General features: G+C 65.3%; 8 protein-coding genes. 3 read left to right on the top strand and 5 right to left on the bottom strand.

Annotation, left to right across the window (positions count from 1 at the left end; translation table 11 throughout):
• Positions 1–25: 25 nt before the first annotated feature.
• A complete protein-coding gene (locus tag VF992_00990; GenBank protein ID HEX9339739.1) occupies positions 26–7,495 on the top strand; it encodes a hypothetical protein in 7,470 nt (2,489 codons plus the stop codon).
• Between the two features lie 396 nt (positions 7,496–7,891).
• Complete coding sequence (locus tag VF992_00985; GenBank protein ID HEX9339738.1) at positions 7,892–8,260, top strand: hypothetical protein; 369 nt, start codon at positions 7,892–7,894, stop codon at positions 8,258–8,260.
• Between the two features lie 117 nt (positions 8,261–8,377).
• Here VF992_00985 and VF992_00980 read toward each other — a convergent pair whose 3' ends face one another.
• The 3 genes from VF992_00980 to VF992_00970 form a co-directional block, all read right to left on the bottom strand.
• Positions 8,378–8,776, bottom strand: a complete 399-nt coding sequence (locus tag VF992_00980; GenBank protein ID HEX9339737.1) for a hypothetical protein — start codon at positions 8,774–8,776, stop codon at positions 8,378–8,380.
• A 1-nt stretch (position 8,777) separates the two neighbouring features.
• A complete protein-coding gene (locus VF992_00975; GenBank protein HEX9339736.1) occupies positions 8,778–9,116 on the bottom strand; it encodes a hypothetical protein in 339 nt (112 codons plus the stop codon).
• A 67-nt stretch (positions 9,117–9,183) separates the two neighbouring features.
• Positions 9,184–9,747, bottom strand: coding sequence for a Rab family GTPase (locus tag VF992_00970; protein HEX9339735.1), 564 nt, complete (start codon positions 9,745–9,747; stop codon positions 9,184–9,186).
• Between the two features lie 164 nt (positions 9,748–9,911).
• On the opposite strand from VF992_00970, the gene VF992_00965 reads away from it, so the two are divergent.
• Positions 9,912–10,790 carry a hypothetical protein gene (locus VF992_00965; GenBank protein HEX9339734.1) on the top strand — a complete coding sequence of 293 codons (879 nt, stop codon included), beginning with the start codon at positions 9,912–9,914 and terminating at the stop codon, positions 10,788–10,790.
• Here VF992_00965 and VF992_00960 read toward each other — a convergent pair.
• Together VF992_00960 and VF992_00955 are read right to left on the bottom strand one after the other, a co-directional pair.
• Positions 10,770–11,168 carry a hypothetical protein gene (locus VF992_00960; protein HEX9339733.1) on the bottom strand — a complete coding sequence of 133 codons (399 nt, stop codon included), beginning with the start codon at positions 11,166–11,168 and terminating at the stop codon, positions 10,770–10,772. The two genes, VF992_00965 and VF992_00960, sit on opposite strands and share 21 nt — an antisense overlap.
• A 161-nt stretch (positions 11,169–11,329) precedes the next feature.
• On the bottom strand, positions 11,330–11,644 hold the full coding sequence (locus VF992_00955; protein HEX9339732.1) for a UPF0175 family protein: 315 nt from the start codon (positions 11,642–11,644) through the stop codon (positions 11,330–11,332).
• Positions 11,645–11,771 lie beyond the last annotated feature (127 nt).

The following is an 11,771-nucleotide window of genomic DNA, read 5'->3' as shown; positions in this document are numbered from 1 at the left end:
ATCAGGTTGAAGGAGGCTTTCTAGGATGTCAGATGAAAACGTCCCATCGAACGACAGTGTCGCGTGGTTGACCGACGCCTCGGCCGTCTTGCGGTCGAGGGAACGATTGCTCGAGACGGCGAAGCGGGTGCGATCGCTGTACCAGGCCTCGGCGGTGTATGACGTCCCCACGGACACCCTCCTCGCTCGGATCCAGCGCACGCGCTGGCTCGCAGCCGCGCGCCGGGATGAAGAGGCTCTCGCCGAGATGCGGCGACTGGAGGTCGAGCTCCTTCGGAGCGTCCTCGCAGGCGTCGCGGACGCGAGGGGAGAAAACACGGGAGAGAATCCGGGGATGGCGCCAGTCGCTTCCGCACCCTCCGTGGAAGAATCGGCGTCCTCCGCCCGAGGAGTAGCTGTTGAAAGCACTTCGTCCGTCGCGCCGACGCCCGCCGTCCGTCCCGTCCATCGGGTTCGAGGGGTCCGCCCTGTTTCTCCCTCTCTCGGATCGAGTCGTCCTAGCGGCGTCGCGCAGCCTGCTCGACGGAGGCACTCGGCGATCACGATTGCATTCGCGGTCGTGTTGATCGGCGTCATGGCACTCACGCCCCTTGCGCCCATCCTCACCGCGGTTCATGACGACGGTTACTTCGAGCTCGGCCCCGGCAAGGCCACCGACGAATCGGGGAGGACGAATATCCTGGGCGACGGCGATGCGGCGAATGGACCCGATTGGAACGACATCTTCAACGCGGACGGATCCAATAAAAGCCTCGCCCCCTACGGTGGCCTCGCCGCTTCATTCCTCAAGGACGACACCTCGCAGAGCGGCTCCACCGACCGCACGACCTTCTCCGGGGCCGGCGGCTCAAACAAGAACAACGACAAGATCGCGCCTCCTGGCGACACCTGGCACTGGGATGAGGGCAACGTCCCGGCGAAGGACGATCTGGTCAACGTATACGCGTACGCAACCGTGCCTACTTCCGGTCAATTCGCAAATCACCTGATCATCTATGCAGGCTTCGAGCGCCTCGACCCGAGCGGCGACAGCCACGTCGACGTCGAATTGTTTCAGGATCAGATCGGGCTCGACGGCAGGAACAATGCCACGGGCCTCTGCCAGAACAATACCGTCGACAGGGACAACGGATGCCACTTCTCTGGCGCCCGGGAAATTGGTGACGTCATCGTGTCCATGGACTTCAAGGTCGGCGGATCGTTCGGCTCCATGACGGTCCGCGAATGGTTGGGCTCCTCGTATGGCGCGCCCATCGTCACCCTCACTGGGGAGGGTTGCAACACCGCCGACACGGCGTGCGCCTTCAACAACGGCGGTCCGATCGACGGAGGCGCCTGGCCCAACTACGATCGTCACGGCGCCGTCATCACGACCCTGCCAACGAACGCCTTCACGGAGTTCGGGCTCGACGTGCAAGGGCTCATCGGTAACCGGCCGTGCCTCACGTCGATCATGGGCAAGACTCGAAGCTCCCAGTCGTTCACCGCGGAACTGAAGGACTTCGCGGGACCCCAGCCGTTCGACGTCTGCAAGCTTTCGATCGAAAAGACCGGGCCGGAGCTCAGCAAGACGGGCGACACGGCCGTCTTCACATTCACGATCCGCAACAACGGTACGGCGACCCTTTACAAGCAGAGCATCGTGGACGATGTGATCGGAATCCTCGAGCTCTCTAACCCCGAGGTCATCAGCAGCACCTGCGGTGCCTCCCTAGGGCCCCACTCTTCCTGTACGATCGTCGCCGAGCACGTCATCACGCCGACGGAGGGGGCCCAAGACACCCTCACGAACAAGGTGACGGCCACGTACAAGGCGAACGCCGACCTCACGGGAGTGGCCAAGGTCGTCACCGATACCCACGTCACCCACCTGTTCCACCCAGCCATCGACGTGACGAAGTCCGGCCCGACGCTGTCCAAGGTCGGCGACGCGGTCACGTACACGATCATGGTGTGCAACGTGGGCTCGGCCAACAGCCCCGCACTCATCCCGGTCAGCGTGGTCGACAACGTCCTCGGGGATCTGACGAGCTCCTTCACCGAATCCCTAGGGCCCACCGATTGCGAGACGCACACGTTCGACTACACGATCCAGCCGAGCGATCCCGATCCGCTCGTGAATGTCGTCGAGGTCCACTACCACCCGGACGGCTTCCCGAACGACATCACGGACCGCGCCCAGTGGAGCATCAACCTCTTCCAGCCCGCCATTACCCTCACGAAGACGGGCCCGAGGCTGAGCAAGGCCGGCGACGAGGTCGTGTACACCATCCAAGTGTGCAACATCGGATCTTCGGACAGTCCGATCCTGATTCTGGACAGCGTCGCGGACACCATCCTCGGCTCCCTGACGAGCTCCTTCGCCTCGAGCCTCGCATCCGGCGTGTGTGAGAGCCACGACTTCCCGTACACGATTCAGATCGGCGATCCGGACCCGCTCGACAATACCGTGACGGTCCACTATCACCCGCTCGGCTTCCCGAACGATATCACGGCCCGGGCCTCGTGGTCCGTGAACCTGTTCCAGCCCGCGGTGATTGTTTACAAGTCCGCGAACGTGGACCTGTCCAAGGTCGGCGACACGATTCTGTACACGATCACGGTGTGCAGCATCGGCTCGTCGGACAGCCCAGACCTGGTCGCGATTTCCGTCTTCGACAGCCTCCTCGGCGACAAGACGGCGGACTTCACGCAGAGCCTCGCGCCGTTCGGTCCGTGCGAATCCCACACCTACGCGTACACGGTCCAACCCGCCGATCCCGACCCGCTCGTGAACACGGTCACGGTGCACTACCATCCGGTGGGATTCAGCAACAACCTGATGGCCACCGCCTCCGCCACGGTGAACCTGTTCCAGCCCGGACTGACCGTGACGAAGACCGGCCCCACGCTGAGCAAGGTCGGCGACACGGTCGTGTACACCGTCGAGGTGTGCAACACGGGCAGTACGGACGCCCCGGACCTCGTCCTCGACCGCGCGATCGACAGCCTCGTGGGCGACGTCTCCGGCCTGCTCTCCCCGACCCTCCCGTCCGGCGTCTGCGAGACGATCACGTACGCCTTCACGATTCCATCCGGCTCGCCGGATCCGCTCGTGAACACGATCGAGATCCACTACCATCCCGACGGATTCGAGAACGACATCACCGACTCCTCGAGGTGGCTCGTGAACCTGTTCACCCCGGGCATCACGGTCGACAAGACCGGCTCCTCTCTGTCGAAGGTCGGCGACACCGTCACGTACCGGGTCGAGGTGTGCAACGTCGGCTCCGCCGACAGCCCGGTCCTCATCCTGGACAGCGCGGTCGACACCCTCGTGGACGTGACGGGCCTGTTCGCGCTGAGCCTCGCGCCCGGCGCCTGTGATATTGTCACATACGACTACATCGTGCAGGCCGGCGACCGAGACCCGCTCGTGAACACGATCACGGTGCACTATCACCCCGACGGCTTCACAAACGACATCTTCGGGTCCGACTCATGGTCCGTGAACCTGTTCACGGTCGGAATCACCGTGGAGAAGTTCGGACCGGAACTGAGCAAGGTCGGCGACACGGTCACGTACACGGTACGGGTGTGCAACGTCGGCTCCGACGACAGTCCAGACCTGATCCTCGTCAGCGCCACGGACAGCCTCGTGGACGTGACGGGCCTCTTCTCGCCGACCCTGGGCCACGGCGTCTGTGAGACGGTCACGTACACGTATCTGATCCCGCCGGGCTCTCCGGACCCGCTCGTGAACACGATTGAACTCCTCTACCATCCGGAAGGATTCGACAATCGCGTCTTCGGTTCGTCCAGGTGGGTCGTCGAGCTGTTCCAGCCCAGGATCACGGTCGACAAGACCGGGCCCTCCCTCTCCAAGGTCGGCGACACGGTCACGTACAGGGTCGAGGTGTGCAACGTCGGCTCCGCCGACAGCCCGGTCCTCATCCTGGACAGCGCGGTCGACACCCTCGTGGACGTGACGGGGCTCTTCTCGGCGAGCCTTGCGCCCGGCACGTGCGATGTCGTCAGCTACGACTACGTTGTCCGGGCCGGGGACCCGGACCCGCTCGTGAACACGATCACCGTGCACTACCACCCCAACGGCTTCACGAACGACATCTTCGGGTCCGACTCATGGTCCGTGAACCTGTTCACGCCCGGCGTCACGGTGACGAAGACCGGGCCTACGCTGAGTAAGGCCGGCGACGAAATTGTCTACACGATCACGGTATGCAACACGGGATCGTCCGACACCCCCGACTTGATCCTGGACTCGTTCTCGGACAGCCTGCTCGGCAGCCTGAGCCCGCCGTTCTCGGCGAGCCTCGCGCCCGGCGCGTGCGAGACCTTCGACTTCCCGTACACGGTCCAGCCGGGCGACCCGGATCCGCTCGTGAACATCGTCGAGGTGCACTACCACCCGTTCGGCTTCACGAACGACATCGCGGACCGGGACTCGTGGTCCGTGAACCTGTTCCAGCCCCGCGTCAGCGTGACGAAGACCGGGCCTACGTTGAGCAAGGCCGGCGACGTGGTGCGGTACACGATCACGGTGTGCAACATCGGATCTCTGGACAGCCCACCGATCCTGCCGAACAGCGTCTTCGACGACGTCCTGGGCGACCTGACGGCTTCGTTCACGCAAAGTCTCGTTCCGATCGCCTGTGAGACGCACTCGTTCGACTACACGATCCAGCCGGGCGACCCCGATCCGCTCGTGAACATCGTCGAGGTGCACTACCACCCGTTCGGCTTCCCGAACGACTTGACGGCGCGAGACTCATGGAGCGTCAACCTGTTCCAGCCCGCCGTGATCGTCGAGAAGACATCGGATGTCACCTTGTCGAAGGTCGGCGACGCGATCGTGTACACGATCCAAGTGTGCAACGCCGGCTCAGCCGATAGCCCGGACATCGTCGCGATCTCCGTGATGGACAGCCTCCTCGGCGACAAGACGGCGGACTTCACGATGAGCCTCGCCCCCGGCGAATGCGAGACGCACTCGTACCGGTATGTCGTCCGCGAAGGCGACGCGGATCCGCTCGTGAACATCGTCGAGGTGCACTACCATCCGGAAGGATTCGACAACAACCTGATGGCCACCGACTTCGCCACGGTGAACCTGTTCCAGCCGCACGTCAGCGTGACCAAGACGGGCCCCGAGCTCAGCAAGGCCGGCGACACCGTGACGTACACGATCCGAGTGTGCGACGATGGCTCGGGCGACAGCCCGGACCTGATGTTGGACTCCTTCGCGGACAGCCTCCTCGGCGACCTCTCGGGCTCCTTCTCGGCAAGCCTCGCTCCGGGAACCTGCGAGACGAGGACGTTCCCGTACACGGTCCAGCCCAATGACCCGGATCCGCTCGTGAACATCGTCGAGGTGCACTACCATCCGCTCGGCTTCAAGAACGACATCGCGGACCGGGACTCGTGGACCGTTAACTTGTTCCAGCCCCGCGTCACGGTGACGAAGAGCGGCCCGACGCTGAGCAAGATCGGCGACACGGTCACATACACGATCCAGATCTGCAACACCGGCTCGGACGACAGCCCCGCGCTCATCCCGAACCTCGTCGACGACAGCTTGCTTGGGGATCTGACCGCCTCGTTCACGCAGAGCCTCGCGCCGACCGACTGCGAGACCCATTCGTTCGACTACACGGTCCAACCGGGCGACCCGGATCCGCTCGTGAACATCGTCGAGGTGCACTACCACCCGTTCGGCTTCACGAACGACATCGCGGACCGGGACTCGTGGACCGTCAACCTGTTCCAGCCCCTCGTCAGCGTGACGAAGAGGGGCCCCGAGCTCAGCAAGGCCGGCGACACCGTGACGTACACGATCCGCGTGTGCAACGACGGCTCGTTCGACAGCCCGGACCTCGTCGCGACGTCCGTCTTCGACAGCCTGCTCGGCGACAAGACGTCGGACTTCACGCAGAGCCTCGCCCCCGGCGAATGCGAGACGCACTCGTATCCGTACACGGTCCAAGGAACCGACCCCGATCCGCTCGTGAACACGGTCGAGGTCCACTACCGCCCGGTCGGCTTCCCGAACGACTTGATGGCCCGGGCCTCGTGGATCGTCAACCTGTTCCAGCCCGGTGTGCTCGTGGCGAAGACCGGCCCCGAGTTCAGCAAGGTCGGCGACACGGCCGTCTACCACATCCGGGTCTGCAACGTCGGTTCATCCGACAGCCCGGACCTGATCCTGGACAGCTTCCTGGACAGCCTCCTCGGCCCCTTGAGCCCGCCGTTCTCGACGAGCCTCGCGCCCGGCGCGTGCGAGAGCTTCGACTTCTCGTACGTCGTGCAGCCGACCGACACGAGCCCGCTCGTGAACACCGTCGAGGTGCACTACCACCCGCTCGGCTTCACGAACGACATCACGTCGTCGGCGTCGTGGACCACGATCCTGCTGCAGCCCGCGTTGTCCGTGACGAAGACCGGCTCCGCGTTCGGCAAGACGGGCGACACGATCGACTACGTGATCACGATCCGCAACGAGGGGGACGTCGGGCTGATGCTCGTCTCGATCGAGGATCCGCTCATCGGCGAACTCTTGGTCCCGGACGAGTGCCGGTTCCTCGACGTCGGTGCGTCGTGCACGATCTTCGCGAGCCACACCGTGACGCCGGACGAAGGCGCCGGGGACTCGCTGACGAACACCGTGTTCGTCGTGTACCAGATCGACCCGGCGACCGGCCTGGACAACAGGTTCCCGCGGGAGGCGTCCTTCACGACGACCCTCCTGCACCCGCGCTTCGCCGTGACGAAGGAGTGCACGGGAACGGCCGCGATCGGCGACACGATCACGTACGCGATCGGAATCGTGAACACGGGCGACGTGTCCCTGAACTTCCACTTGGTCCAGGACTCGCTGCTCGGCGACATCACGGGCACGTTCCCGGCCTCCCTGGGCATCGGCTCGACCGTCGAGGTCACCCCGCAGCGCGTCGTGCTCGCGAACGATCCGGACACCCTCACGAACACCGTGTCGGTCGACATGCAGATCGACCCGGAGACGGGCCTGACGAACCACATCCTCGGGGAGTCGACGTGCTACACGCAGATCACCCGGCCGTTCGTCAAGCTGACGCTGTTCGGGTTCTCGAACGAGCCGACGGACACCGTCCACGGCGACGGCCTCGGATCGGGCATCGCGACGTACACGATGACGCTGAAGAACTTCGGCACCGCGGACGCCCTCGTCTACGGGAGCCTGGCCGTGAGCGCCTCGAACCTCGGCGGCGGCTCGATCGCCTGTTCGACGTCGTCTCCGGACACGACCCTCGTGGGTTGCACGCTCTCCTGGTCGGGCATCGCCCTGGCGCCCGGAGAATCCGTGACGCTCGTCCTCGAGGTGACGTACACGGACATTCCGGCCGGCTCGACGATCACCGCGGACTTCGCGTCGACGTACACGCCGCTGAACGGCGCGCTGACGTTCGACACGGCCGGCTCGCCGGCTTCCGTCAGCTTCACGGTCCGCGACAGCCCGTGAGACGTGTGCGGCAACGGGCGTGCGATCGCGCACGCCCACCCTTTCCTTCTCGTTTCGCAGAGAGCGATTCGATCCCACTCGGCGTCGCAGTCGCCTCGTTCGCTCGGAGCGAACCTGAATCATCCCGGTGATGGCCCCGATCCACGGTCCTGTGGGCAAGATGTAAGAATGACCCACGTCTACGCGTAGCCATGGGCGATGGCACGCGCTTGGATGAGCGCGGGCGGCTGACGATTCGGCGGGCCTACCGCAAGGTCTTGCGGGACCGGGTCGTCCAGATCCTGACGCCGCATGGAGTGCTCCTCCGTCCGGTGCCCGATACGCTCCCGGACCGAGGCAAGCTCCCCCCGGCGCTCACGACACCGGGGAAGACGAGGCGGAGCGCGAGGCGGGTCGGTGACGGACACTGCGGACCTGAACCTGGTCCTCGCGGTGATCAAGCCCGTCGATGCCCTCCGAGCGCGGGCGCTTCGGCACCTGCATACGCGCCCTCGGCTCCTCGTCCCGTTCTCCGTAGGCCTCGAGCTGCTGTTCGTTGCCAAGCGGTTCCGGCTCGGTTACGTCGAGTCGTTGGGGGCGACGGAAGCCCATTTCGACTTGGAGGGTCGAGACGTCCTCTACACGGCGGCCGAGGCGCTCGACTCCGGCGAGATCGCGACCGTGTTCGATGCGGTCGACCTCGCCGACGCATTCCGTCGCGGGGGATTCCTTCACACGGCGGAAGAAAGGCTCCTGCGCACCCCGTTCCCTACGACCCGCTTCTAAATGCGGTCGTTTAGTCTTGGTGCAGGAAAGGCTTCATGTCGGGATGGGCGCCAAATCGATCCCAGCGTACCCATACTCCTCGTTCCGCGACGCACTTGGGACCCACCCGGAGGCTCGCTACGCGGAAGCCGTCTTGGTCACGGTCGTGGGGCCCGTACGTGGCGTCTTCGAGGAGAAGAGGGGAATGTAGATTCCGGTTGCGGTTGGCCGCGCGCGAATGCGGTTCCCGGACTTCGAGAGCTTGACGAGTCCTAGGCGCTCCAGGCTCAGAAGATCCTTCCGAACCCGACTCACGTCCCGACCGAGGGCGTCGGCGAGAGCCACGATGCTCGGATAGTCCTCCTCTTCGAGTTTTCCCAGGATGCGGAGCCGCTCCTTTGTGATGACGGACGCGACCTCGGCCGGATCCATGAGGAACAGCACCGCCTCATCGGGAAATCGATCGGGGCGTTCCATCACCCGGCCGATGAATTCGAACGCGGCGTCAATCCGACGCTGCATCTCCGTGTTGTCCATGTCAGTCCTCCTCGATCGCCGATTCCATCAAGGCTCGGTTCCTCCGCCGGTTTCGCCGTAGGTCATCCCGACAGGTCGCCAGGATGTCGCCTGCGGGCAACCGCTCCATCTCGGAGAGAGGTTCCGGTCGGGACGAACGCCAGAGCCTCTGGCGATGGAGGTAGCCGTGGAAGTTGTCGTATCGGACGATCTCCCTCCAGCGATCGGCGATTCGCGCGGAGTACGTGATCGCGAACCGGGACAGCCGTGGCTGGTTGCGAGGCCTCCTTTCAAACTCGAGATCGACATCGATTCGGTCCTCCAGGGATAGGAAGATCGTGTAGGTCTTCCTCTTGGACATCTCATGGCCAATTGGACATTAGAGGTCCATATATATCAACCTTCCATCCGGCGAAGCGAAACGGGCCCTACTCCTCCTCTCCCGGCACCCGTTCCAGCTGGTGCCGCGCGACGACGGCGCCGAGGCGCGCGAACGCCGCTTCGACGCCGGCGCCGGTCTTCGCGGACGTCCGGATGAAGTCGGCGTCGTACGCCTCCGAGACGTTGCGGATCTCCCTCTCCCCGAAATCCGCATCGGCCGAGAGGTCCGCCTTGTTGACCGCGATCAGCACCGGCACCTTGCCGACGACCTTCTCGACGCCGTCGATCCAGCCCGCCAGGTCGATCAGCGTGCTGCGGCGCGTCAGGTCGGCGACGGCGAGGACGCCCCGGGCGCCGTAGAAGTAGGCCTCGCGCAGGAGCTCCTGGAATCCCGGCTGACCCATGATGTCCCAGATCGTCAGGTCCATGTGCGCGTCGACGTCCTGTTCGGGCATCGGGATCTGCAGGACCTTCTTCGTCACCTTGGCGCCGAGCGTCGTCTGGTAGCGGTCCTCGAACGCGTCGAGGACGTACCTCCGGATCAGGGACGTCTTGCCGACGGCGAGGTCGCCGACGAGGCAGACCTTCGCCTTCAGGACCTCGGACCGCACCCTGCCGCCCCCTGTCGTCGGAGACTCCCGGCCGCCATATGAACGCATCGGCGTCGCCGTCGCGGCGCGCACCGAGACGCGTATGGCGGGAGATTGTCGCGGACGATAACCGCGTCTCTGGCTTTAAAAGGGACCCGCGCCACGGGGGACCGAGAGGGCATGACGTGATCTGGCGGGCGTGGATGCTCCACGGCGCCTTCGCGACGATGCTCGGCGTGGTCGCGGCCTTGGCGTCCGCGACGGCCCTGGGCACGTCCGGGCCGTGGTTTGGGGCGGCCGTGTCGACCCAAGTCTACTCCATCTCGTTGCTCGGCGCGATCGTCCTGTCGGCGTTCCTCGTCTCGATGGCGGGGAGCCGCGCCGGGCGCCTCGATGAGATCGTGCGGTCCCTCGACCTCCGCCTGGCCGGCCTCCCGGAGGCGATGCGGCTGCCCGAGGACCACGAGCCGAGCCCGGGGGACGTCGACTTGCTGCCGCCGAGCGACGCGGAGATCGACGATTTCATGAACCGGATCGAGTCGGTGCCGACGGAAGGCGGCGTCGAGGAGTTCGAGGTCGCCGGCACGCTCGTCGACGTGTCGACGGCGATCACGTCGGCGAAGACCCGGCGCGAGGTGCTGAAGGAGGTCATCCGGCAACGCGGGGACGCGCTCGCGGCCCATGCCCGGATCATGGAGAGCGTCGCCGCCCCGCTCGTCGGCTGCCTGACCTTCGCGATCGTCGCGGGGACGATGCTCCCCGGCGCGGAAAGCTTCGCCACCACCCACCCCCAGCTCAACACGGCGGCGGTGCTCTTCCTCGCGTACGGATGGACGTGCCTCATCGCCTGGGCTCTCGTGGGAGTGGGTCTGCTCGGCGCCCGCGCCCCGTCGAAGCGGTCCCAACCGTCCGCGCCTGGAATCCCGGAGACGATGGCCGAAGGCGTCGAGGGCGAGACCGTGCCTCCGGCCACGGGTCGGCGATTCCCGTCGAGGCGCTCGCGCCGAGCCGGTGAAGCCGGACGTCCGATCCCACGGAGACAGCTAAAGCGGCGGCCGGAGTGAGCTTCCCGGAGACGATCCAGGGGACGCCTCGTCGCGGCCTTCGGCGATGTTCCGAAACGTGGCGACCGCCGTCACGGTGCCCGACTTGTATCCTCTCTCCCGCCCCTTCCGATAGCTCAGGTACGCGAGCGTCATGGCGAACCCCGCGATGCCGAGGAACGACTTCAGAGGGTCGGACGGCCACGGGCGCCAGAGCGGCCGGAGCACGTCGACGTAGATTCCCGTCGCGGCGAGGACGCCGAGCGCCGCCATGACGCCGAGCGGCATGCCGATGACGAGGAACAGGATCCACGCGAGGGCGGTCGGTCGCGGCTTCTTGGGCTGTGTGATCCGGTCCCACGTCCTCTCGCGGACGTGCCGGCTCCCGGGCGCCACCATGGGCGCGGCCCAGGAAGGGTTGAGGCCGATAAAGCCCGCGCCGAAAGAATCATTAAGGAGAACGGACCGGCCCGATCCGTTCGAAGAAGCTCTCAGGGGTCCAGTTCTCCGCATGCGTCCAGCGCGATGAGCGCGGGGGCGTCGGCCCAGGTCCGCATGCCTCAGCCTTTCATCCACTTCGCCGCCCGATCTAGGTCCCTCCGAAGCTCCTCGAGCGAGTAGCGGAAGTACGGGATTCCGCGGTCGCGGGCGGCCGCGGCCATCTCTTGGATTGTCACGCCCGCGTACTGGGCCGCCCGGCTCAAGGTGAACTCGAGGTTCACGTAGCGCGTGAGGGCTTTCTCCATCCGGAGCCTGCGCACGCCCTCCCGCAAGGCATTCCGGGCGAGCTCGGACCGTGAGATCCGCATCTCCTCGGCGAGTTCGTCGAGGACTTCGATTTCGTCCTCGCCGAGCCGGACCTGCAGGCTCTTCATTTGACGATGTAATGATTTGTCATGCACTTCAACGCATCGAATGGGGAGGCGAATCCTTGGCGGACTTGCCCGATCCCGGCAGCATGGGCTCATGAAAGATCTGACCAACTCCCGCGAACGCGGGACG

The organism is Thermoplasmata archaeon, assembly GCA_036395115.1.
Classification (GTDB): domain Archaea; phylum Thermoplasmatota; class Thermoplasmata; order RBG-16-68-12; family RBG-16-68-12; genus RBG-16-68-12.
Note: the sequence above shows the minus strand (reverse complement) of the source record. Positions and strands in the feature narration are given on the sequence as shown.

What these genes read in the sequence shown, in the direction of transcription:
- VF992_00990 (HEX9339739.1), top strand. Translation starts at nt 26, where the DNA reads ATGTCAGATGAAAACGTCCCATCGAACGACAGTGTCGCGTGGTTGACC.
- VF992_00980 (HEX9339737.1), bottom strand. Translation starts at nt 8,776, where the DNA reads ATGGACAACACGGAGATGCAGCGTCGGATTGACGCCGCGTTCGAATTC.
- VF992_00975 (HEX9339736.1), bottom strand. Translation starts at nt 9,116, where the DNA reads ATGTCCAAGAGGAAGACCTACACGATCTTCCTATCCCTGGAGGACCGA.
- VF992_00960 (HEX9339733.1), bottom strand. Translation starts at nt 11,168, where the DNA reads ATGGTGGCGCCCGGGAGCCGGCACGTCCGCGAGAGGACGTGGGACCGG.
- VF992_00955 (HEX9339732.1), bottom strand. Translation starts at nt 11,644, where the DNA reads ATGAAGAGCCTGCAGGTCCGGCTCGGCGAGGACGAAATCGAAGTCCTC.